The sequence below is a fragment of the Actinoplanes sp. NPDC051851 genome, assembly GCF_040681165.1.
Lineage (GTDB): Bacteria > Actinomycetota > Actinomycetes > Mycobacteriales > Micromonosporaceae > Actinoplanes.
This window is the reverse complement of sequence record NZ_JBFAYF010000080.1, coordinates 1-22,420: the sequence shown is the minus strand read 5'-3', so window position 1 is coordinate 22,420 and position 22,420 is coordinate 1. Positions and strand designations below refer to the sequence as shown.

Annotated in this window: 17 protein-coding genes and 2 riboswitches; of the genes, 6 read left to right on the top strand and 11 right to left on the bottom strand. The window is 70.0% G+C overall.

All coding sequences use genetic code 11. The features are described from left to right. Nucleotides 1–164 precede the first annotated feature (164 nt). From AB0M08_RS42100 to AB0M08_RS42090, 3 genes are all read left to right on the top strand, one after another. Complete coding sequence (locus AB0M08_RS42100) at nt 165–1,304, top strand: molybdopterin-binding protein (protein WP_364506201.1); 1,140 nt, start codon at nt 165–167, stop codon at nt 1,302–1,304. A 76-nt stretch (nt 1,305–1,380) separates the two neighbouring features. Further along, entirely contained in the window at nt 1,381–3,027 is a 1,647-nt protein-coding gene (locus AB0M08_RS42095; RefSeq protein WP_364506199.1) for a rhamnogalacturonan lyase B N-terminal domain-containing protein, read from the top strand. Nucleotides 3,028–3,490: 463 nt separating this feature from the next. Then, nucleotides 3,491–4,954, top strand: coding sequence for an MFS transporter (locus AB0M08_RS42090; protein WP_364506196.1), 1,464 nt, complete (start codon nt 3,491–3,493; stop codon nt 4,952–4,954). Nucleotides 4,955–5,012: 58 nt separating this feature from the next. Here the strand turns inward: AB0M08_RS42090 and AB0M08_RS42085 are convergent, their stop codons facing one another. Beyond that, the gene (locus tag AB0M08_RS42085; RefSeq protein WP_364506193.1) at nt 5,013–5,900 is read right to left on the bottom strand and encodes an NAD-dependent epimerase/dehydratase family protein; all 888 of its coding nucleotides are present in this window, start codon (nt 5,898–5,900) and stop codon (nt 5,013–5,015) included. Nucleotides 5,901–5,997: 97 nt separating this feature from the next. Next, nucleotides 5,998–7,584: a methyl-accepting chemotaxis protein gene (locus AB0M08_RS42080; protein WP_364506190.1), complete on the bottom strand. Its 1,587-nt coding sequence runs from the start codon at nt 7,582–7,584 to the stop codon at nt 5,998–6,000. Between the two features lie 100 nt (nt 7,585–7,684). Continuing rightward, nucleotides 7,685–7,765, top strand: a riboswitch (S-adenosyl-L-homocysteine riboswitch). A 19-nt stretch (nt 7,766–7,784) separates the two neighbouring features. Between AB0M08_RS42080 and ahcY the strand changes: the two genes are divergently transcribed. The 3 genes from ahcY to AB0M08_RS42065 all read left to right on the top strand — a co-directional run bounded on the left by ahcY (nt 7,785) and on the right by AB0M08_RS42065 (nt 11,579). Then, the gene (gene ahcY, locus AB0M08_RS42075) at nt 7,785–9,245 is read left to right on the top strand and encodes an adenosylhomocysteinase (protein ID WP_364506187.1); all 1,461 of its coding nucleotides are present in this window, start codon (nt 7,785–7,787) and stop codon (nt 9,243–9,245) included. A gap of 56 nt (nt 9,246–9,301) precedes the next feature. Further along, the gene (locus AB0M08_RS42070; RefSeq protein WP_364506184.1) at nt 9,302–9,856 is read left to right on the top strand and encodes a DUF4142 domain-containing protein; all 555 of its coding nucleotides are present in this window, start codon (nt 9,302–9,304) and stop codon (nt 9,854–9,856) included. Between the two features lie 73 nt (nt 9,857–9,929). Next, nucleotides 9,930–11,579 carry a Na+/H+ antiporter gene (locus tag AB0M08_RS42065; protein ID WP_364506182.1) on the top strand — a complete coding sequence of 550 codons (1,650 nt, stop codon included), beginning with the start codon at nt 9,930–9,932 and terminating at the stop codon, nt 11,577–11,579. Here AB0M08_RS42065 and AB0M08_RS42060 read toward each other — a convergent pair whose 3' ends face one another. From AB0M08_RS42060 to AB0M08_RS42020, 9 genes are all read right to left on the bottom strand, one after another. After that, nucleotides 11,580–13,151 carry an ABC transporter permease gene (locus AB0M08_RS42060; RefSeq protein ID WP_364506179.1) on the bottom strand — a complete coding sequence of 524 codons (1,572 nt, stop codon included), beginning with the start codon at nt 13,149–13,151 and terminating at the stop codon, nt 11,580–11,582. Beyond that, nucleotides 13,148–14,146 carry an ABC transporter ATP-binding protein gene (locus tag AB0M08_RS42055; RefSeq protein WP_364506176.1) on the bottom strand — a complete coding sequence of 333 codons (999 nt, stop codon included), beginning with the start codon at nt 14,144–14,146 and terminating at the stop codon, nt 13,148–13,150. Before AB0M08_RS42055 ends, AB0M08_RS42060 begins: the two co-directional genes overlap by 4 nt. Nucleotides 14,147–14,158: 12 nt before the next feature. Next, the gene (locus tag AB0M08_RS42050; RefSeq protein WP_364506173.1) at nt 14,159–14,764 is read right to left on the bottom strand and encodes a helix-turn-helix domain-containing protein; all 606 of its coding nucleotides are present in this window, start codon (nt 14,762–14,764) and stop codon (nt 14,159–14,161) included. Nucleotides 14,765–14,804: 40 nt separating this feature from the next. Then, on the bottom strand, nt 14,805–15,698 hold the full coding sequence (locus AB0M08_RS42045; protein WP_364506170.1) for an ABC transporter substrate-binding protein: 894 nt from the start codon (nt 15,696–15,698) through the stop codon (nt 14,805–14,807). Next, nucleotides 15,695–17,557, bottom strand: coding sequence for an EAL domain-containing protein (locus AB0M08_RS42040; RefSeq protein ID WP_364506167.1), 1,863 nt, complete (start codon nt 17,555–17,557; stop codon nt 15,695–15,697). The genes AB0M08_RS42045 and AB0M08_RS42040 overlap by 4 nt, the downstream gene beginning before the upstream one ends. Nucleotides 17,558–17,847: 290 nt before the next feature. Then, entirely contained in the window at nt 17,848–18,618 is a 771-nt protein-coding gene (locus tag AB0M08_RS42035; RefSeq protein WP_364506164.1) for an ATP-binding cassette domain-containing protein, read from the bottom strand. Further along, entirely contained in the window at nt 18,615–19,583 is a 969-nt protein-coding gene (locus tag AB0M08_RS42030) for an ABC transporter permease (protein ID WP_364506161.1), read from the bottom strand. The genes AB0M08_RS42035 and AB0M08_RS42030 overlap by 4 nt, the downstream gene beginning before the upstream one ends. 4 nt (nt 19,584–19,587) lie before the next feature. Further along, on the bottom strand, nt 19,588–20,610 hold the full coding sequence (locus tag AB0M08_RS42025; protein WP_364506159.1) for a sugar ABC transporter substrate-binding protein: 1,023 nt from the start codon (nt 20,608–20,610) through the stop codon (nt 19,588–19,590). A gap of 145 nt (nt 20,611–20,755) precedes the next feature. Beyond that, nucleotides 20,756–22,180: a glycine hydroxymethyltransferase gene (locus AB0M08_RS42020; RefSeq protein WP_364506156.1), complete on the bottom strand. Its 1,425-nt coding sequence runs from the start codon at nt 22,178–22,180 to the stop codon at nt 20,756–20,758. A gap of 20 nt (nt 22,181–22,200) precedes the next feature. Continuing rightward, nucleotides 22,201–22,291: riboswitch (ZMP/ZTP riboswitch) on the bottom strand. Nucleotides 22,292–22,420: the final 129 nt, after the last annotated feature.

The following is a 22,420-nucleotide window of genomic DNA, read 5'->3' as shown; positions in this document are numbered from 1 at the left end:
GATTCTCACCGGCATACTCGATCCAACCGGCACTTCTGGGCCCGCACCTGCGGATCTCACAAATGCCTGGTGGCGTACGAGACCGTTTCGTTGCACTACCGTCGCGGTGACGGCACACCGTCGATACGACACCACAGTGCGGTAGGGGGATGGTGCAGGCCACGATGACCGCCGGAATCCCCTGGGCCGCCGCCCGCGCCGCCGCCCGGGAACTGGCCGGGCCGCTCCCCGCCGAGCAGACCACACCGGACGCCGCGATCGGGCGGGTTCTCGCCGCCCCGATCGCGGCGGCCGTCGCGGTGCCGGCCTTCGACACCGCGGCGATGGACGGGTACGCCACCGCCGGCCCGGGGCCGTGGACCGTGGCCGGCCGGGTGCTCGCGGGCTCGCACGGCGCACCGGTGCCGCTGGCGACGGGTACCGCCGTGGAGATCGCCACCGGCGCGGTGATCCCGCCCGGCGCCGGCGCGGTCCTCCCGTACGAGTACGCCACCCGGCACGGCGACCTTCTCGACGGCGGACCGTGTCCGTCTTCGCACATCCGCCGGGCGGGCGAGGACCTGCGTCCCGGCGAGCTCCTGGTCCCCGCCGGGCGGATCGTCACGGCGACCACGGCGGCCGCGGCGGTGCAGGCCGGGGTGGAGTCGCTGGCCACCCACCGGCCGCCGGTGGTCGCGCTCCTCGTCACCGGCGACGAGGTGGTCACCGCGGGACGGCCGGGCCCGGGGCAGGTCCGGGACAGCTTCACCGGGCTGGTCGGCGCGGTCACCGCCCGGGGCGGCGGGCGCCGGCTGCCGAGCCGTCACCTGCGCGATCGGCCCGACGAGCTCGAGCGGGCCCTGTCGAACGCGGCGGCCGACGTCCTCGTGGTGAGTGGGGCGTCCTCCGCGGGCGCTGCCGATCATCTGCACGGCGTACTCGGGAAACTGGAAGCGGAGTGGCGGGTGCGCAAGGTGGCGTGCCGGCCCGGCCACCCCCAGGGCCTGGCCAGGCTGCCCGGAGGGCGATGGGTGGTGAGTCTGCCCGGCAATCCCTACGCCGGTCTGGTAGCGGCCCTGACCCTGCTGGAGCCGCTGCTCGAGACGCTGGCCGGGCGCCCGCCGAGGCCACCCGTCACGGCGCCGGTGACCGGGGAGGCCAAGCTCCACCCCGCGGGCGTCCGGATCGTCCCGGTGGACGGGCAGCGGATCCTGCCCGGGGCGCGAGCGGGGAGCCTCCATCTCGCCGCGGCGGCCGACGCGCTCGCCGTGCTGCCCGCGACCTGGGCCTCCGGTGATCCGGCGGAGTTGCTGGCCCTGCCCTGAGCCGCCCGCCGGGCGTACCGGAAAAAAGATCTTCTCTGTGGGCAACCTTTGCGAGCCGAACGGCCACCTCGAAGGCATGACCCCCGAAGACATCCCCTCGCACCGGCGGCCGGCCTCCCGGACGAAGCGCAAGGTGCTGGCCGGCGGCATCGCCACCGCCGCGGTGCTCGCCGGTGCCGGCCTGTTCGGCGGACAGCCCTGGGCGAACGCGGCGTCGAGCATCACGTTCGACACCGGCGCCGGCCTGACGTTCGCGGTCAACACGACCAACGGCAACATGACGTCGCTGAAGCACGACGGCACCGAGCTGACCGCTTCCGGGTACGCGGCCGGCCAGTTCGAGTCCGGCTGGTCGTCCGCCACGGTGACCAGCCAGACCTTCAACAGCGGCAACTCGATCCTGGTCAGCGCCGCCAACACGTCGATCGGCGTGACGCAGTATTACTTCGCGCGCAAGAACGACAACACCATCTACATGGCCACCAGCATCACCAAGGCGCTGGACCCGGGTGAGGCGCGCTTCATCACCCGGCTCAATGACGACCTGCTCACCACGTCGCCGACCGCCGCGGTCACCGACGGCGCGACCAGCACGGTCGAGGGCTCGGACGTCTTCGCGTTCTCCAGCGGCAAGACCGCGTCGAAGTTCTACAGCTCGCAGCGGCTGATCGCGCAGCAGCCCTTCGGCGCCAGCGGGAACGGGCACGGGGCGTACATCATCCCGGCGTACACCGACATGTCCTCGGGCGGTCCGTTCTTCCGGGACATCGAGGTCAACGACACCGGTAGCGCCGTCAACATCACCCACTACATGTTCAGCGGGCACCAGCAGACCGAGGCGCTGCGGCTCGGGCTGCACGGTCCGTACGCGCTCGCGATCACCGACGGCGAGTCGCCGACCGTGCACAGCATGGACTTCCTGGCGTCGTACATCCCCGGGATGCTCTCCAACGCGCAGCGCGGCGGGGTCAGCGGCACCGCGACCGGCACCTGGAACGGGCTGGGCGGCACGGTCGCGCTGGCCGGGACGACCGGCCAGTACTGGGGCAAGGTCAAGTCCGGCAAGTTCGTGATCGGGCACGTCAAGCCGGGCACGTACACCGCCACCCTCTACGCCGGTGAACTCGCCGTCGGCTCCACCCAGTCGGTCACCGTGACCGCGGGCGGCACCGCCACGCTCGCCATGTCCGGCAGCGTCCCCGCCGCCGGCACGCTCTTCCAGCTCGGCACCTTCGACGGCACCCCGTCCGGCTTCCTGAACGCCGACAAGATCGAGACGGAGCACCCGTCGGACACCCGGATGTCGTCCTGGACCGCGAGCTCGTACAGCGTCTCGGCCGGCGCCTCGGCGTTCCCGATGGCCGAGTTCAAGTCGGTCAACTCCCCGATGGCCCTGAACTTCACCCTCTCCTCGGTCCCGTCGGCCGGCGTGAAGCTCCGCATCGCCACCACGTCGAGCTTCGCCGGCGGCCGCCCCGCGGTCACGATCGGCAGCTACACGTCCCCGTCGTCGGCCTCCCCGACCCCGACGAACCTGAACTCCCGCAACATCACCCGCGGCACGTGGCGCGGCGTCAACGCGACCTACACCTTCACCGTCCCGGCGAGCGCGCTGAAGACCGGCACCAACACGTTCTCCATCTCCACGATCAGCGGCAGCTCCGGCGACACGTTCCTGAGCCCCAACTTCATCTTCGACGCCCTGGCCCTCGACCCGGCCTGACCCTCCTCCCCAACCCCGGGCGGGGGCCGAGCTGATCGCTCGGCCCCCGCTTCCTTCTCGGGTACGCCCTCGCTCCCTCACCCGGGGCCACCCGCTGCGCGGCTCCCTGCCTCCCGCAACGGCCCACGCCCCCAACACAGGGGCGGCCACGGCACACACTCGCCGGCACGGGGGCGGCCACGGCCCACGAGCAGCGACGGACGGGCTCGGGGATACACGCTCGCTGCCCACACGCCGCCCGTGATCGACAGGGTCGCGGGACTCCCGACAGGGTGTCCATGAGGGAGGGTGGCCGGGTGGGTGAGTGGCGGACGGCCGGGAAGGGGAAGGGCGACAGCCCGGGGGAGGTGTGGCCGGGCAGAGCAGGGGTAGCCGTACCGGAAAAGCTCCTGAAGGTTTCATGAAGTGAGCGGCCGGAAATCCGGTAACCCGTGAGACACCTCACGGAAATGGAGGTGCGTCAATGGCGCAGAGCCTCGACTCGGGAACCATCCGGAGCCTGATACCCGCCCGCATCGACCGGCTGAGCTGGTCGCCCTTCCACACTCGCATGATCCTGGCGCTCGGCACCGCCTGGGTGCTCGACGGCCTGGAGATCACCATCGCCAGCGCCATCGGACCGGTGCTGAACGAGAGGGAGACCCTCGCCCTCAGCTCGACCGCGGTCGGTGCGATCGCCACCGTCTACCTGCTCGGCGAGGTCTTCGGAGCGCTCCTCTTCGGCCGGCTCTCCGACGCGCTCGGCCGCAAGAACCTGTTCGTGGTGACCCTCGGCGTATACCTGGCCGGCAACGCACTCACCGCGCTGACCTGGGGTAACGACGTCTGGGCGATCACCTTCCTGTATCTGACGAGATTCATCGCCGGAGCCGGTATCGGCGGCGAGTACGCCGCGATCAACTCGGCGATCGACGAGATGATGCCGGCGAAGTACCGCGGCCGGGTCGACATCGGCGTGAACGGGACCTACTGGGGCGGCGCCATCCTCGGCACGCTCGGCACGTTCGTGCTGCTCAACCACATGGACCTGAACCTCGGCTGGCGGATCGGTTTCCTGATCGGCCCGATCATCGGGCTCTGCATCTGGAACCTGCGGCGCCACCTACCGGAGAGCCCCCGCTGGCTGATCATGCACGGTCGCGAGGCCGAGGCGGAGGCGAACATCCGGCAGATCGAGGAGTCGGTGGAGTCCTCCGGGCAGACGCTCGCGCCGGTCGACGAGTCCAGGGCGATCGAGATCCGGCCCACCCAGGCGCACGGCTACCTGTCGCTGCTCCGGGTGCTCTTCCAACAGCTGCCGCAACGGTCGGTCCTCGGCGCCACCCTGATGATCACGCAGTCCTTCCTCTACAACGCCATCTTCTTCACGTACACCCTGGTACTGACGAAGTTCTACGGCGTCGACGAGAAGAACGCGCCGATCTACCTGATCGCGTTCGCGGTCGGCAACCTGGTCGGCCCGCTCGCCATCGGGCACCTCTTCGACGTGATCGGCCGACGCAAGATGATCGCCGGGACGTACCTGCTCTCCGGGGTGCTGCTGACGATCTCGGCGTTCCTCTTCAACGCCGGGGCGCTCAACGCGATCACCCAGACCGTCGCCTGGTGCGTGATCTTCTTCTTCGCGTCGGCGGGCGCCAGTTCGGCGTACCTCACGGTCAGTGAGATCTTCCCGCTGGAGATCCGGGCGCAGGCCATCGCGGTCTTCTTCGCCATCGCCCAGTGCTTCGGCGCGATCGGCCCGGTCTTCTACGGCTGGCTGATCGGCGAGGGCGACGACCCGGGCAAGCTCTTCATCGGCTATCTGATCGGCGCCGCGGTGATGGCGATCGGCGGCATCGTGGAGATCTTCCTGGGCGTCGACGCCGAGGGGAAGTCGCTGGAGGACGTCGCCACGCCGCTCTCCGCCGTCGTGGTCGGAAGGTAGGAACGCAGCGGAAAGGGCCGGAAGATCACATTCAACTTCCGGCCCTTCCGGTACGGCCTCAGCGCGGATTCGCCGCCACGAAATCGGCGATGTAACGATCCAGCCGGTTCTCCGGCGTCCACCCGAGACCGGCCGCCTTGGTCAGGTCGGCCTGTCCGCGCACCCGCTCCCCCGGAAGCGCCGGGACCAGCACGTGCTCGGTGCCGAAGAGACCGGCGACCTCGGCCAGCGGCCACTCCCGCCCGGTGCCGAGCAGGTAGCCGTCGCCGGCGCCGCCCCGGGCCACCAGGACGATGCCCCGGACGATGTCGTCGATGTGGGTGAAGTCCCGGGTCTGGGTGCCCGGCGAGACCACGGTCAGCGGCTCACCCTTGAGGTACTGCCGCTGGAAGATGCCGATCACGGTGGCGTACTTGCCGTTGGTGATCTGCCCGGGGCCGTACACGTTGTAGAAGTAGGTGATCGCGTAGTCCAGGCCGAACCAGTTCGAGTAGTTCTTGATGTACTCGATGTTCTTGGCCTTGGTCCACGCGTACGGGTTGAGGTTCTCGTCCTCGCCGTCGTTGCCGAACTTCGAGCTGGAGCCGGCGTAGATCAGCTTGGCGCCCGCGGCGGCCGAGAACTTCACCACCTCCTTGGTGCCCAGCAGGTTGTAGTCCCAGGTCAGATCGTGGTCCTCGAACGACTGCACGATCCGGCTGTACTCACCGAGGTGGAAGACGATCGAGGGGGACGGCAGCCCGCGGTCCGCCCAGATCTTGGCGATCTCCACGGTCGAGCCCTCCACGTACGTGACCCGCGGGTCGTTGACGTGGTTCTCCAGCGTTCCGGTGAAGTAGTTGTCCAGCGAGACGATCGCGGCGTCCGGGAACTCGGTCAGCAGAGACTCGATCAGGGCACTGCCGACGAAACCGGCGCCGCCCGTGACCAGCAGGGTTTGGCTCAACGTAGATCCCACAACTTCCGACGTCCTCCCAGGGCGCCGACCAGGCTACCAAGTCCGGTCGGCGTTCCCGAAAAACGTTTGCCCGAAAGAACGTCCGTCAGAGGCGGAAGCGCTCGACGATCCGGCGCAGGTCGCCGGACATGGTCGCGAGGTGCGAGGCGGCCCGGTCGGCCTCGGCCACGCCGGTCGTGGTGAGCTGCACCGACGCGGCCACGTCGTCGATCGAGCCGGCCACCTGCGAACCGGCCTGGGCCGCCTCGCTGACGTTGCGGCTCATCTCGTTGGTGGTGACGGTCTGCTCCTCGACCGCCGAGGCGATGGTGGTCTGGAACTCGTTGATCCGGCCGATGATCTCGCTGATCTCCTGGATCGCGGCGACCGCGCCGGCGGTGTCCGACTGGATCGCGGCGACCCGGGCACCGATGTCGTCGGTGGCCCGCGCGGTCTCCTGGGCCAGGTCCTTCACCTCGCTCGCCACCACCGCGAAGCCCTTGCCCTGGTCACCGGCGCGGGCCGCCTCGATGGTCGCGTTCAGGGCGAGCAGGTTGGTCTGCTCGGCGATCGCGGTGATCGTCTTGATCACGTTGCCGATCTCGGCCGACGAGTCGCCCAGCTTGGCCATCACCGAGCTGGTCGTCGCGGTGACGTTGACCGCGCGGGAGGCCACCTGGGCGGCCTGGGTGGCGCTCTCGCTGATCTCCCGGATCGAGGCGCCCATCTCCTCGGCGCCGGCGGCGACCGTCTGGATGTTGAAGGACATGGTCGCGGCCGACTCGGCGACCGAGGCGGCCTGCTGGGCGCCGCGGTCCGCGCTGGCCGAGCTCTGCTTGCTGGTCGAGGCGAGCGTGCCGGCCTCGCGGGAGAGCTCGTGGGAGTGCTCGGTGAGGTCGGTGACGGTCTGCCGCAGCGTGGCGGTGGCCCGGCGCAGCGAGTCGGCCATGTGCCCCAGCTCGTCGCTCTGGTGGATCTGCGGGTCGCCGGAGAGATCGCCCTCGGCCACCTTGTCCAGCACACCGCTGACCCGGCGGAGCGGCTGGATGATCAGCCGCGCCACGAAGATCGCGGTGGCGATGCCGGCGATCAGGGCCAGGACGAGCACCACGACGATCTCGGTCAGCGTCCGGTCCGCGGTCGAGTCGAAGCTCTCCCCGGTCACGATCGCCTCGTTGGCCCGGGTGATCTCGGTGTCCATCAAATCCTCGTACGTCTTGCGCAGCGTCCGGTTGTCGCCCAGCGCGAGGGTGATCGCCGCCTTCGGCTTGGTGGTGAAGAGGGTGAACTCCGTGTCCAGCGCGGTGAACCAGGCGTCGGTGGCGGTCTGGATCGCGTCGACGTTGGCCTGGGCGGTGCTGTCGCCCAGTTCCCGGGCCGCGGCCAGCTGCTCGTCGATGGTGTCCTTGCGGGCGAGCGCCTCGTCGCGGTAATCGGTGTCACCGGTCAGCAGGTAGCCTCGCTCGTCGTTGGCGGCGGCCTTCGCGGCGAGCGCGGCCGCGTTGAGGTCGGCGCTGTACGGGACGGCCTTGTTCAGCTCCTCGTTCCGGGTGGCCCGCATGTCGGAGATGCCGACCACCGCGAGCACTCCGGTGACCGCGGTACCGACGATCGCAACCCCGGCGACCGTGAGCACCTTGGTGGAAACCTTCCGATCCCGGCACCACTGCCCGAGGCCACGATTCTTCGTCATGCCCTCAACATCGGCCCGGAATCGCCCGAGTTGACCATCGAAACCTCAGATTTCGGGACCAGGTGTGATCAAGGCTGGGGCCGGGATAAAGTAGGCGCGCCTAGCCGAGAGGCGCTGCAACGGACACCGACGTCCGCCACGCTCGGCGCTGGCGTAGTTGACTCAAGGGCGCCTCCTGACGAGGGAGGAGCCCTCTTTTCATGAGCGACAAACTTCGTACGGTCAACGGTCTCGATTTCGCGATCGCCGACATCACCCTGGCCGAGGCCGGCCGCCACCAGCTCCGCCTGGCCGAGCACGAGATGCCGGGCCTGATGTCGCTGCGCGCCGAGTTCGGCGACTCCAAGCCGCTGACCGGCGCCCGGATCGCCGGCTCGCTGCACATGACCGTGCAGACCGCCGTGCTGATCGAGACGCTGGTCGACCTCGGCGCCGAGGTGCGCTGGGTCTCCTGCAACATCTTCTCCACCCAGGACGAGGCGGCCGCCGCGGTCGTCGTCGGCCGTACCGGCACCGTCGACGCCCCGGCCGGCGTCCCGGTCTTCGCCTGGAAGGGCGAGTCGCTGGACGAGTACTGGTGGGCCACCATGCGGCTCTTCGAGTTCAGCGACGGCCAGGGCCCGAACATGATCCTGGACGACGGCGGTGACGCCACCCTGCTGGTGCACAAGGGTGTCGAGTTCGAGGCGGCCGGCGCGGTGCCGCAGGCCACCGAGGCCGACAGCCACGAGTACTCGATCATCCTGGACACCCTGCGGGCCAGCCTGGCGCAGGACAAGGGCCGGTTCACCAAGATCGCGGCGGAGATCCGCGGCGTGACCGAGGAGACCACCACCGGCGTGGCCCGGCTCTACAAGCTGGCCAAGGAGGGCACGCTGCTCTTCCCGGCGATCAACGTCAACGACGCGGTCACCAAGAGCAAGTTCGACAACAAGTACGGCATCCGCCACTCGCTGGTCGACGGCCTGAACCGGGCCACCGACGTGATGCTCGGCGGCAAGACCGCCGTGGTCTGCGGCTACGGCGACGTCGGCAAGGGCGCGGCGGAGACGCTGCGCGGCCAGGGCGCCCGCGTCGTGGTGACCGAGGTCGACCCGATCTGCGCGCTGCAGGCGGCGATGGACGGTCTCCAGGTCGTACGCCTGGAGGACGTGGTCGGCTCGGCCGACATCTTCATCACCACCACCGGCGGCACCGACATCATCACCGCCGCGGACCTGGGCGCGATGAAGCACAACGCGATCGTCGGCAACGTCGGGCACTTCGACGACGAGATCGACATGGCCGGGCTGAACAAGGTCGCGGGCATCGAGAAGATCGAGATCAAGCCGCAGGTGCACGAGTGGCGCTTCCCGGACGGCCACTCGGTGATCGTCCTCTCCGAGGGCCGCCTGATGAATCTGGGCAACGCCACCGGCCACCCCAGCTTCGTCATGTCCGCCTCCTTCACCAACCAGGTGATGGCCCAGATCGAGCTCTGGACCAAGCCGGGCGAGTACGAGAAGCAGGTCTTCGTCCTCCCCAAGCACCTGGACGAGAAGGTCGCGCGTCTGCACCTCGACGCGCTGGGCGTCCGCCTCACCACGCTCACCAAGAAGCAGGCGGAGTACCTCGGCGTCGACGTCGAGGGCCCGTTCAAGCCGGAGCACTACCGCTACTGAGGTACAAGCGCGAGTTGGTCCCATATGTCCGCTTTAGGCTGATTTAGGGTCAACTCATGCATCTGCGACAGAAGACTGCAGTAGTCATCGGGACCGTCGCGGCGCTCGCCGCACCCGCCGGCATCGCCGCGGCGGCTCCCGCCAGCTCCGACGCTGTCCGGCGGATGGACCCGGACACCACCTTCGTGATCACCGCGCACCAGTCCAACCTCGCCCAGATGGCCCTGGGCAAGATCGCGGCGACGCGGGGCACCGACCGGGACGTCCGGGCCCTGGGCGCCAAGTTCGCGGCGGACAGTGCCAAGCTCGAGGCCGGCCTCAGGCCCGTCGCGGCGTCGATCGGCGTGCCGCTCGGCACGCTGCCGAGCGCCACGGTCACCCAGCTCGTCACCGAGTACAAGTCGGTCCCCGCGGCCAAGTTCGACGCGCTCTTCATCAGCAGCCAGGCGACCCTGCACGAGCAGGCCGTCAAGGTCGTCCAGACCGAGCTGAAGGAGGGCGACGCCGTCCAGGTGAAGCGTGCCGCGCAGGCCGCCCTGCCGGTCATCACGGCCCACCGGGCAGCCCTCAAGTCGGCACAAACCCGACTTGGCGCCATCAAGCGGAAGTAATTCTCGCCACTACTCCCGATCACGTCACCGACCTGCCACAACGACGTGATCGGGAGTAGCGAAGAATGGGTGGATGAGCCTCGAGGAGACCCTTCTTTTCGCCCTGGGCGCGGTCGCGATCATCGTGGCCGTGCGCTGGGTCACCGAGAAGACCGGCCTGCCCGCAGCCGTCTTGCTGACTGTCGTCGGAATTCTCTACGCATATCTACCCGGCCAGAACATCCACCTGGACCCGGAACTGGTCCTGACCTTCATCCTGCCGCCGCTGCTCTACAACGCGGCGCTGGACTCATCCCTGCTCGACATCCGGCGCAACATGCGCACGGTGATCAGCCTCTCGGTGCTGCTCGTGCTCGCCACGGCGCTGCTGATCGGCTTCGGCTTCTCGCTCTGGGTCTCCGGGGCGACGCTGGCGGTCGGGGTGGCCCTGGGCGCCGCGGTCGCGCCACCCGATCCGGTCGCCGCGCTCGCCGTCGGCCGCAAGGCGGGCCTGCCCAACAAACTGATCACCCTGATCCAGGGCGAGGGCCTGCTCAACGACGCGACCGCGCTGACCATCCTGATCGTCGCGAAGGAGGCCGTGGACAGCGGCCACTTCTCGTACGGCGAGGCGATCGGCGAGTTCCTGCTGGCCGCCGTCGGTGGTGTGATCGTCGGCGGTGCCGTCGCGTACCTGGTCCGCTTCCTGCGGGCGCTCCGCGCCGACCCGCTGAACGCGAACGCCGTGTCGCTGGCGACGCCCTTCGCGGCGTACCTGATCGGTGAGCACTTCCACGTCTCCGGCGTGCTCGCCGTGGTGGTGGCCGGGCTGATCGTCGGCCACGACACCCCGCGGTACGCGACCGGCGCGAGCCGCCTGCAGACCAGCGCGGTCTGGCGGCTGATCGACTTCCTGCTGGAGGGCCTGGTCTTCCTGCTGATCGGCCAGCAGATGCTGACCGTCAAGGACGACCTCTCCCAGTACGACACCGGGACGATCGTCATCGCGCTCGTCATCACGCTCGGCGTGGTCCTGCTCTTCCGCCCGCTCTGGCTGGTACTCACCCAGCTCCTCCCCCGCTCGCTGCACATGCGGCTGGGCGGCCAGGAGGACGACGACGAAAACGCGGAGGGCACCGGCGGCAAGCCCCGGCAGGAGCCGCTCTCCGGCAAGGAGGTCACCGCGCTCAGCTGGGCCGGCACCCGTGGCGTGATCACGCTCGCCGCGGTCTACACGCTGCCGGCCGATTTCCCGAACCGGGAGCTGCTGCTCTTCTGCGCGTTCGCGGTGGTGCTGGTGACGCTGATCCCGCAGGGCCTGACCTTCGCGCCGCTGGTGCGCTGGCTGGGCCTGAAGGCCAACCACACCGACGAGGCCCGGCGGCGCAACGAGGCCCGCTCGGCAGCGGTCCGGGCCGCGCTGGACCGGCTCGACGACATCCAGAGCGAACATCACGACCACGTCGAGGACGACGCGATCGAGACCATGCGCAAGCAGCTCCGGATCCGGATGGACCGCTACCGTCACCGCCTCGACCTGCTGGAACAGGTCGACTCCCACGAGGTGCCGAAGTCACCGCAGTACGAGGCGGCCCTGATGGTCCGCCAGGCGGTGATCGACGCCGAGCGCGAGGAACTGCTGCGCTGGCGTGACGCGGGCCGCCTGGACGACGAGAACCTCCGGATGCTCAACCGCGAGCTCGACCACGAGGAACTCGTCCTGCCCAAGCGGCCCAAGGGCTAGCTAGACCGGAAGGTCGCGGCGGCGCAAGGTCATCAGGCCCACACCGGCCAGCGCCGCCGCGATCAGGATCAACACCATTTCGGGTACGACCCGGAACGCCACCCCCGGCAGGTGGGGGACGTGGGTGAACGGGGAGAGATCCAGCACCCACTGACTCCACTGCAGGGTCGCCCCGACCAGCAGGATCAGGTAGCACACCGCCATAGCGCCCCACGCGGCCGCCGCGTACCGGGGCAGGACGCCGGTCGTCAGCGTCGCGAGCCCGGCCAGCACCCAGACCGCCGGGAGCTGGACCAGCATCGCGCCGAGCACCGGCCCCGGGTCCCCGTAGGCCAGCCCGGCCGTCACCCCGGCGGCGAACAGGGCCACGGCCGGACCGAACAGCGCGAAGAAGAGGTGACCGCCCGACCAGGCGTACCGGCTGACCGCGGTGGTCAGCACCAGCTCGGCGTGCCCGGTCTGCTCCTCGTCCCGCAGCCGCAGCGCCGCCTGGATCGCGTAGCAGGCCGCGATCAGCCCGCACATCCCGGCGATGCTGGCGAAGTACCCGTCGGCGACGTCGCCCGTCCCGCCGAGCCGCTCGACCATGTCGCCGATGCTCCCGCTCTTCTCGGCCATCTCCGTCACACTGGTGCCGACCCCGCCGAAGATCACTCCGAGCGCGGCGAACCCACCGGTCCAACCGAGCAGCAGCCCCCGGTGCAGGCGCCAGGCCAGGGCGAACGGCGAGCGCAACCGGGCCGGCGCGGTGGCCGGCCCGAGCCGGGACGCGATCAGCCCGGCGGCCAGGTCACGGCGGCTCTGCAGGTAGCCCGCCACCACCACGGTCACCACCGTGACGATCAGCGTCAGGGCCGCCGGCCACCAGTCGTTCGCGCCGTACGGGAAGACCCGGTGCGCCCAGCCGATCGGGGAGAGCCAGGAGAGCCAGCCGACCCGCCCGTCACCCACCTCCGAGACGTCCCCGCCCAGCCGCAGAACATACGCCACGCCGAGCACCAGGACGCCGAGCAGCCGGGCGCCCCGGCCGCCCTCGGTGAGCTGCGCGGTGATCGCGCCCACCCCGGCGAAGATCCACGTGCTGAGCGCGAAGACGGCGCCGAGCGCGACCGAGCCCTCGGCCGGCTGCCCCGAGCCGATCAGCGACCCGGCCACCAGCAGGGCGATCACCGCTCCGGCGCCGGCCGTGGCGAGCAGCGCGGCGGCCAGCGGGGCGCGCCGGCCGACCACGGTGGCGCGGATCAGCTCGGTCCGCCCGGCCTCCTCGTCGGCCCGGGTGTGCCGGATCACGGTGAGCAGCGCGACCAGCCCGATCATCACCGGGACGAAGCCACCGCGCCAGACGGTCAGCTCACCGACGCTGGTGCCGTGCAGCGGGCCGTAGAGCGCGACGAAGCCGCCGCTCGACGCGCTGATCTCGGCGTACGCGATCCGCTCGGAATCGGAGGCGAAGAGCGTGTCGAAGCCGGCGAGGTAGATCATCGGCAGCAGCCCGAAGAGCAGCACCCAGAGCGGCATGATCACCCGATCCCGCCGCAGGATCAGCCGGATCAGCTTTCCCGTCCCGGTCATCGGGCGCTCCCCGAGCCATCGTGCACCCGACCGTCGCGGGCCTGACCGTCGCGGGCCTGACCGTCGCGGGCCTGACCGTCGCGGGCCTGACCGTCGCGGGCCTGACCGTCGCGGGCGTAGTGCCGCAGGAAGAGCTCCTCCAACGAGGGCGGCTGGCTGACCAGGCTGCGTACCCCCGCCGTGACCAGCGTCTTCAGCGCCGGTTCCAGTCCCGCGGCGTCCACGTCGAAGGCGACCCGGCCGTCGGCCGTGGTGGTCAGGTCGTACACCCCGGTGAGGCTCCTCAGCCCTGACACCTGCCCGGTCAGCTCGGCCCGGATCGTGGTCCGGGTCAGGTGCCGCAGGTCGTCCAGGGTCCCGGTCTCCACCGAGCGCCCCTCGCGGATGATGGTCAGCCGGTCGCAGAGCGCCTCGACCTCGGCGAGGATGTGGCTGGAGAGCAGCACGGTCCGGTCGCCGCGCCGCTTCTCCTGCAGGATCACCTCGCGGAAGACCTCTTCCATCAACGGGTCCAGCCCGGAGGTCGGCTCGTCCAGCACCAGCAGCTCGACGTCCGAGGCGAGCGCCGCGATCAGCGCCACCTTCTGCCGGTTCCCCTTCGAGTACGCCCGGCCCTTCTTCCGCGGGTCCAGCCCGAACCGCTCGATCAGGTCGTCGCGGCGTTTCCGGTCCAGCCCGCCGCGGAGCCGCCCGAGCAGGTCGATCACCTCGCCGCCGGTGAGGCTGGGCCAGAACGTGACGTCACCCGGCACGTACGCCAGGCGCCGGTGCAGCGCCGTCGCGTCGGACCACGGGTCACCCCCGAGCAGGCGAGCGCGCCCGCCGTCGTGGCGCATCAGCCCGAGCAGGATCCGGATGGTGGTGGTCTTGCCCGCGCCGTTGGGCCCGAGGAAGCCGTGCACCTCCCCGGTCGCGACCCGCAGGTCCAGCCCGTCCAGGGCGGTGACCTTACCGAACCGTTTGACGAGTCCTTCAGCGTCGATTGCCTCGGTCATGGTGGCAGCTCCTCATGATGGATTGCCGAACCGATCCAGAGCCTTCATCGCCTGGTCGGCCTGTTCGGGGGTGAGCAGCGGCTGGCTGAAGATCTCGATCGACGCCCGGGCCATCCGCACGTATCCCGCCTCGGTGCTGAGGTCCTCGCCGAGGATCTCGGAGAGCTGATCGCGCATCAGGAAGAGGCCCATCTTCATGGCCGCGATGACCGCGAGGAACGTTCGCGGGTCCTCGGACTTGATGCCCGACTTCTCCAGCCAGTGCGGGCCGGTGCGCTCGATCGAGGCCGCGAAGACCTTCCGGCCGGTGGGCGATCCGTCCATCAGCGAACGGATCAGGTAGCCCTGCAGGCCGAGCACGTCGGGCGGGAACGGGCCGACGAGCTGCGTCTCGGCGAACTTGATCTGGATCTCGGCGATCCGGCCGAGCGCCCACTCGTCGCAGGCGTCGCGCAGACCCTCCTTCGACCCGAAATGGTGCCGGAGGAGACCGGACGAGACGCCGGCCTCCTGAGCGATCTCCCGGATGCTGGCGCCGCCGATCCCCCGTTCGGCGAAGAGCTTGATCGCGGCGTCACGGATCCGGGCGCGGGCGGTCAGGTCGCTGTCGCTACTCACATGTGTAGCCTACTGCACGACCGTATAGTCAGCACAAGCGTCAATCCCCGGCGTTGACCGTCGCCTTCGTGACAGCGCCCGGCTCCAGGCACCAGCGCTTCAGCAGATCCGCGTACGCACCGGTGGTGATCAGGCGTTCCAGGGCTCCGCGCAGCGCGTCCCGCAACCCGTCGCCGCCCTTGGCCACCGCGATCCCGAACAGGCCCGGCTCGTACTGCTCGGCCGAGGCCAGCTCGTAGAAGGCGTTCGTCTCCGGGTCCAGCGCCACGTGCGACGCCGCCGGGTAGTCGATCGGCACCGCCGCCACCCGCCCGGTACGCAACCGCAGCAGCGCGTCCGCGTTGGTCTTGAGCGCCACGATGGTCATCGGCTTCGCGCCGCACCCGCTCTGGTGCCGGCGCAACATGCCCTCCTGGTACGTCCCGATCTCGGTGCCGACCTTCTTGCCGCAGAGCCCGTCCAGATCCGTGATCTTCAACGGGTTGCCGCGCTGCACCACGATCGACGTACCGGTGCTGAAGTAGTCGACGAAGTCCGCCTTCGCCTCGCGCTCCCGGGTGTCGGTCATCGACGAGAAGACCCCGTCGTACGACCCGGCCGCCACCGCGTCCAGCGAGCCGGCGAAGTCGCCCTGCACCAGCTCGATCCGGATGCCGAGCACCGAGCCGAGCGCCGCCGCGAGATCCGGCTCGAAGCCGATGATGGTCCGCCCGTCGGCCGCGAAGTACTCCATCGGCGCGTAGCTCGCGTCGGTCACCATCCGGACGAAACCGCGGTCCCGGGCGTACTGCGGCAGCAGGGCGCGCAGCGACTGGTCCACGCTCACCGAGGCGGTCACGTCCAGCCCGTCGTCGGCCGCCTCCGCCCGGGTGCAGCCGCCGGCGGCGAGCAGGACCAGCACGGCGGAGGCGAGCGTACGCCGGAGCCTCGTCACGAAGCGGTCCTCTCCACGATCGGTATCTGCCGCCAGGGCACCGGGCGGCCGTACCAGTAACCCTGGCCCTCGTCACAGCCGGCCTCGGCCAGCCACCGGTCGATCTCCGGGGTCTCCACGCCCTCGGCGGTGACCCGGCTGCCCAGACCGTGCGCGAGCTCGATCACCGACCGGACGATCGCCTGGCTCTGCGGATCGCGGTCCACGTCGCCGACGAACGCCCGGTCGATCTTGATTTCGGTGATCGGCAGCCCGCGCAGGTGCGACAGGCTGGTGTACCCGGTGCCGAAGTCGTCGATCGAGATGCCCACCCCGGCGAAACCGAGCTCCTTCACCGCCCGTACGGCCGTCTCCGCGTCCCCGGCCAGCGCCGTCTCGGTGACCTCCAGGATCAGCCGGCGCGGCTCGGTGCCCATCTCGGCGAGCAGCGCGGTGACGTGCTCGGCGAACCCGGGCGCCTCCAGGTTGCGCGCCGACACGTTGACCGACAGCGCCCAGTCCTGGCCCTCCGCGCGCCACGCCGCCTGGTCCAGCAGCGCCTGGCGCAGCACCCACTCGGTGAGCGGCACGATCAGCCCGGAGTGCTCGGCGGCCGGCAGGAACTCGCCCGGCGGCAGCAGCCCGCGCTGCGGGTGCTGCCAGCGGACCAGCGCCTCCACGCCGCACACCTCGCCGCCGGGCAGACCAACCTTCGGCTGGTAGTGCAGCACCAGCTCGTCCCGGTCCAGCGCGTGCCGCAGCTCGGCCTGCACCGGCAGCCACTGGTGCGGCTGGGTGTTCGCCCCACCGGCGTAGACGACGATGTCGGCGGCACCACGTTTCCCCTGGTACATCGCCATGTCCGCGCGCTGCTTCAGCTCCTGCACGCGGTTGCCGTGCTCGGGGTAGAGCGCGATGCCGAAGCTCGCCTCGATGCTCAGCGGCACGCCCTCCAGCACCAGCTCCTCGGAGACCCGGTCCCGGACACGCTCCAGCAGCGCCACGGCCTGCGCGGCGTTCCGTCCCGGCAGCAGCATCGCGAACTCGTCGCCGCCGAGCCGGGCCAGCATGTCGCCCTCGTTCAGCGCCGACGCCATCCGCGCCGAGACCACCGTCAGCAGCTCGTCGCCGGCGTGGTGCCCGAAGCTGTCGTTGACCTCCTTGAACCGGTTCAGGTCCAGCAGCACCACCGCGCCGTGCCCACCGTCGCGCTCGGCGACCCGGATCACCGCCTCGGCCTGACTGCGGTACGCCGCCCGGTTCGGCAGGCCGGTCAGCATGTCGTGGGTGGCGTGGTACTCCTGGCGGGCCGCGTACCGGCTCAGCGACCGCCCGGTCCACCAGGCCAGCAGCGCGAGCACGAGGTACAGCGCGGCCAGACCACCCGCGAGCCGCCAGGCGGTCCGGGTCAGCTGAGCGTCGAGCCGCGCCGCGATGGCGGAGTACGGCAGATAGAGCTCGAGTACGCCGATCGCCTCCCCCGACGCGTTCGCCACCAGCGGCTGGAGCACCCGGATCACGCCGCCGTTCGCGTCCTTGAGCACGGTGGCCCGGGACTCCCCGTTCGCCGCCGCCTGGAAGTCCGCGTTCGCCGCCGCCACGCCGCCGCTGGTCGTCCCGTCGTCCGAGAAGACCACGGCACCGGTGAAGCTGCGAACCCGGAGCCGGCGTACCGACCCGTGGTAGACCGCGAGCTCGGTGGCCTTCTGCATGCCCGACCGCTGACCGGTGGTCAGCCCGTCACTCAGTGCGGCCTCGCTCAACGCCGGCGCGACCGCCATCTCGGCGATCACCGCCGCCTGCGCCAGCCCCTCGGCCCGCCCCTGCTCGGCAGCGTCGTCCCGGTATCCCTGCCACATCACGGCCCCCAGCACCACCACCGGCACCAGGCTGGCCGCAGCATAGGTCGCGAACAGGCGCGTCCCGTTCCGCGCACCCGCTCCCCGACGTGCCCGACGGAACCGCATGCGCCCCTGATCGACGCTTCACGACACACCCTGAGGAATTCCCCGGCGGCTCCCCTCCCGGCTGGCCCTCACGGGTGCCTCACGCACCCCGACACACCCGTGAGCACCAGCCAGCAGCGCCGGTCACCCTCCTGGCTGGTGCTCACGGGTGCCTGGGCGGGCCCGGGGCACCCGTGAGCACCAGCCGACGGAGTGAGCCGGGGTCAGGGCTGTGTGGGTGGCGGGGCGGCACCGGTCATGATGGCGACCGCCTCGGACATGGAGTGGGAGTCCGGGGTGATGACGGCGGCGCGGCGGCCCAGGCGCTGGATGTGGATGCGGTCGGCGACCTCGAAGACGTGGGGCATGTTGTGGCTGATCAGGATCACCGGGAGGCCGCGGTCGCGGATGTCGCGGATCAGCTGGAGGACGCGGTTGCCCTCGCGTACGCCCAAAGCCGCGGTCGGCTCGTCGAGAATGACCACCTTGCTGCCGAAGGCGGCGGAGCGGGCCACCGCGACGGCCTGGCGCTGGCCGCCGGAGAGCGACTCGACGGCCTGGCCGATGTTCTGCAGGGTGGCGACGCCGAGCTCGGTCATGTGGCGGGCCGCCTCGGCGCGCATGTGCTTCCGGTCCAGCATCCGGAAGACCGATCCCAGGACTCCGGGGCGGCGCTCCTCCCGGCCGAGGAAGAGGTTGTCGGCGATGTCCAGGCCGGGCGCGACCGCGAGAGTCTGGTAGACGGTCTCGATACCGGCGGTACGGGCGTCCATCGGTGTCCGGAAGTGCACCGGGGAGCCGTCGAGCAGGATCTCGCCGGTGTCCGGGATCAGGGCGCCGGAGAGGGCCTTGATCAGGCTGGACTTGCCGGCGCCGTTGTCGCCGATCACCGCGAGGATCTCGTTGGGAAGCAGCTCGAGGTCACTGCCGTCGAGGGCGACGACACGGCCGTAGCGCTTGGTCAGGCCGCGTGCCTGGAGCACCGGGACGGTCATGAGCGCACCTTCCTGATCCACTGGTCGAGCGAGACCGCGACCAGTACCAGCAGGCCGATCGCGAAGCCCTGCCAGACCACCTCGACGCCGGCCAGTTGCAGGCCGTTGCGGAAGACGCCGACGATGAGCGCGCCGATCAGCGTGCCGGAGACCCCGCCCCGGCCGCCGAAGAGGCTGGTGCCGCCGAGGACGACCGCGGTGATCGAGTCGAGGTTGTATTCGGTGCCGACGTTGGGGCTGGCCGAGGCGAGGCGGCCGATCAGGATCCAGCCGCCGAGCGCGTAGAGCAGGCCGGCCACCGTGTAGACCGAGAAGAGCACCCGGTTCGTCCGGATGCCCGCGAGCCGGGCGGCCTCGGTGTCGTCGCCGGTGGCGTAGACGTGCCGGCCCCAGGCGGTACGCGTCAGGGCGTACCAGAAGAAGGCGAAGAGGATCAGCATGATGATCGAGCCGTAGCTGACCTGGAAACCGCCGAGCGACAGCGCGTCACCGGTCCACGTCATCAGGTGCGGCATGTCGGCGCCGCGTACGGTCTGGCTCTGGCTGACCACCGCGTTGAGCGAGAAGAAGACGGTCAGCGTGCCGAGCGTGACGATGAACGGCGGCAGCTTGATCCGGGTGACCAGCAGCCCGTTGAGCGCGCCCATCGCGGTGCCGCAGACCAGCCCGAGCAGCAGTGCCGACCACCCCGGCCAGCCCAGGGAGAAGCAGAAGTTCGCCATCAGGATCGACGAGAAGACCGCGATCGCCCCGGCCGAGAGGTCGATGCCTGCGGTCAGAATGATCAGCGTCTGGCCGAGCGCGATCGTCGCGATCACGGTGACCTGGAGCAGCACCAGGGAGAGGTTCGCGGCCGAGAAGAACCGGACGTTGACGATCGAGAACGCCACGATCGCCAGGAGGAGCACGGCCAACGGGCCGAGCACCGGGTTGGCGTGCAGTGCGTGCTGCAGCCGCTGACGCATCTCCTCACCCCCAGCAGTTCTGCCGGCCCCACGCGGAGTCCTTCGCCTCCACGCCGGCCTGCGGGTCATCGGTGATCAGCTGTACGCCGGTGTCGACGAAGTCCTTGCCGGCGGTGTTCTGCGGTACCGTCCCGTCCTCGGCGTACCGGGCGATCGCCTCGACGCCGAGCTGCGCCATCCTGATCGGGAACTGCATCGAGGTCGCCCCGATCACCCCGTTCGCCACGTTGTCCACGCCCGGGCAGCCGCCGTCGATCGAGACGATGGTGACGCCCTGCTCCTTACCCGCGGCCTTGAGCGCCTGGTACGCCCCCGCGGCGGCCGGCTCGTTGATCGTGTAGACCAGGTTGATCCCCGGGTCCTTCTGCAGCAGGTTCTCCATCGCCGTCCGGCCGCCCTCCTCGTTGCCGTCGGTGACGTCGTGCCCAGCGATCCGCGGGTCGCTCTCGTCGCCGATCCGGTTCGGGTCACCCACCGCGATGCCGAACCCGTCGAGGAAGCCCTGATCGCGTTTGACGTCGACGGAGACCTGGTTGGGGTTGAGGTCGAGCATCGCGATCCGGGCCGTCGTGCCGGTCTCGGTGAAGCGGGCCAGCGCCCACTGCCCGATCAGCTTCCCGGCCTGGTAGTTGTCGGTGGCGAAGGTGACGTCCGCGGCGTTCGGCGGATCGACCGGGGTGTCCAGCGCGATGACCAGCATCTTCGCCCGGTGCGCCCGGTCGAGCGAGGGCACGATCGCCTTCGAGTCGTTCGGCGTGAGCAGGAAGCCCTTGGCGCCGTACGAGATGAGGTTCTCGATCGCCTGGACCTGAGCCTCGTTGTCGCCGTCCTGCTTTCCGGCGAAGGTCTGCAGGTCGAGTCCCTGAGCGCGAGCGGCCCGCTCGGCGCCCTTCTTCATGGTCACGAAGAACGGGTTGGTGTCGGTCTTGGTGATCAGGCCGACCACCGGCTCGCCGGTACCGCGACTGCACGCGGCGCCGGCAAGCGGCAGAATCAGACAGCACGCGACTGTGAGTAGCCTGCGCATGTCTTGGAGTAGACGCCCATACATCTATCGATGTCAACGAGTCACGGGAAGCTGACCAGGTAGGAGGGGACCGGTCGGCTCCGGGCGGCTGAAACGACGAAGCCCGCCGGAGCTGGTGCTCCGGCGGGCTTCGTCAACGCTGGGATCAGGCGAGGCTGACCGTGGGGTAGAGCGGGAACGGGGCCAGGAGCTCCGAGGCCTGCTTGGAGATGCGGTCGGCGAGGGCCGGGTCGAGGGTGAACTTGGCCTTGGAGTCGGCGGCCGCGGTGGTGCCGGTGAGCACGGTGTGGATCAGGTCGGCGATCTGGTCCATCTCGGCGGCGCCGAGGCCACGCGAGGTGAGGGCCGGGGTGCCGATGCGGATGCCGGAGGTGTACCAGGCACCGTTCGGGTCGTTCGGGATCGCGTTGCGGTTGGTGACGATGCCGCTGTCCAGCAGGGCCTGCTCGGCCTGACGGCCGGTGAGGCCGAACGGGTGCACGTTGAGCAGCACCAGGTGGTTGTCGGTGCCGCCGGAGACCAGCTCGACGCCCCGCTTGAGCAGGCCCTCGGCGAGCGCCTGGCTGTTGGTGACGATCTGCTGGGCGTACGACGCGAACTCGGGGCGACGGGCCTCCGCGAACGCGATCGCCTTGGCGGCCATCACGTGCGGCAGCGGGCCACCGAGGACCATCGGGCAGCCGCGGTCGACCTGCGAGGAGAGCTCCGGCTGGCAGAAGACGGCGCCACCACGCGGGCCGCGAAGGCTCTTGTGGGTGGTGGTGGTGACGATGTGCGCGTGCGGGATGGGGTTGTAGTCGCCGGTGAACACACCGCCCGCGACCAGGCCGGCGAAGTGCGCCATGTCGACCATGAAGGTGGCGCCCACCTCGTCGGCGATCTCGCGCATCTTGGCGAAGTTCACCTTCCGCGGGTACGCCGAGTAGCCACCGACGATGACCGCCGGCTTGAACTCCTTCGCGGTCTCCAGCAGCGCCTTGTAGTCGATCTGGCCGGTCGCCGCGTCGACGCCGTAGGAGCGCTGGTCGAACATCTTGCCGGAGATGTTGGGACGGAAGCCGTGGGTCAGGTGGCCACCGGCGTCCAGCGACATGCCCAGCAGACGCTGGTTGCCGAAGGCCTGCCGCAGCTCCGCCCACTCGGCGTCGGTGAGGTCGTTGATCTGCCGCTTCTCGAACTTCTTCAGGTACGGCACCTCGACCCGGTCCGCGAGGATGGCCCAGTACGCCACCAGGTTCGCGTCGATACCGGAGTGCGGCTGAACGTACGCGTACGGCGCACCGAACAGTGCCTTGGCGTGCTCGACGGCGATCGACTCGACGGTGTCCACGTTCTGGCAGCCGGCGTAGAAGCGGCGACCGATGGTGCCCTCGGCGTACTTGTCGGAGAGCCAGTTACCCATCGCGAGGAGCACGGCCGGCGACGCGTAGTTCTCGCTGGCGATCAGCTTCAGCGACTCACGCTGGTCGGTGAGCTCCTTCGCGATCGCGTCGGCGATGCGGGGCTCGACGGACCGGACCACCTCGAGGGCGGAGCGGAAAGCGGTGGATTCGGCGTTCAATTCAGGCACGGGACCTCCCTGTCACGAAGCGAAGAGGCCCAGGCGCACGGCAGTTCGTCATCTCGACGAGGCCGCTCCCCGATGGTCAACCATCCGAACGCGCCAGTCACGGCCTGTCCGCCAGCATACCGGGCATCCTCGACCAGGCAAAAAGAAAAGGCCCACCCCGAAGGGTGGGCCTTTCCTGAAGTTAAGTCCGGCGGCGTCCTACTCTCCCACACCCTCCCGAGTGCAGTACCATCGGCGCTG

Excerpts from the sequence above, each read along its gene's own strand:
- AB0M08_RS42100 (WP_364506201.1), top strand. The coding sequence starts at position 165 with ATGACCGCCGGAATCCCCTGGGCCGCCGCCCGCGCCGCCGCCCGGGAA.
- AB0M08_RS42095 (WP_364506199.1), top strand. The coding sequence starts at position 1,381 with ATGACCCCCGAAGACATCCCCTCGCACCGGCGGCCGGCCTCCCGGACG.
- AB0M08_RS42090 (WP_364506196.1), top strand. The coding sequence starts at position 3,491 with ATGGCGCAGAGCCTCGACTCGGGAACCATCCGGAGCCTGATACCCGCC.
- AB0M08_RS42080 (WP_364506190.1), bottom strand. The coding sequence starts at position 7,584 with ATGACGAAGAATCGTGGCCTCGGGCAGTGGTGCCGGGATCGGAAGGTT.
- ahcY (WP_364506187.1), top strand. The coding sequence starts at position 7,785 with ATGAGCGACAAACTTCGTACGGTCAACGGTCTCGATTTCGCGATCGCC.
- AB0M08_RS42070 (WP_364506184.1), top strand. The coding sequence starts at position 9,302 with ATGCATCTGCGACAGAAGACTGCAGTAGTCATCGGGACCGTCGCGGCG.
- AB0M08_RS42065 (WP_364506182.1), top strand. The coding sequence starts at position 9,930 with ATGAGCCTCGAGGAGACCCTTCTTTTCGCCCTGGGCGCGGTCGCGATC.
- AB0M08_RS42060 (WP_364506179.1), bottom strand. The coding sequence starts at position 13,151 with ATGACCGGGACGGGAAAGCTGATCCGGCTGATCCTGCGGCGGGATCGG.
- AB0M08_RS42055 (WP_364506176.1), bottom strand. The coding sequence starts at position 14,146 with ATGACCGAGGCAATCGACGCTGAAGGACTCGTCAAACGGTTCGGTAAG.
- AB0M08_RS42035 (WP_364506164.1), bottom strand. The coding sequence starts at position 18,618 with ATGACCGTCCCGGTGCTCCAGGCACGCGGCCTGACCAAGCGCTACGGC.
- AB0M08_RS42030 (WP_364506161.1), bottom strand. The coding sequence starts at position 19,583 with ATGCGTCAGCGGCTGCAGCACGCACTGCACGCCAACCCGGTGCTCGGC.
- AB0M08_RS42025 (WP_364506159.1), bottom strand. The coding sequence starts at position 20,610 with ATGCGCAGGCTACTCACAGTCGCGTGCTGTCTGATTCTGCCGCTTGCC.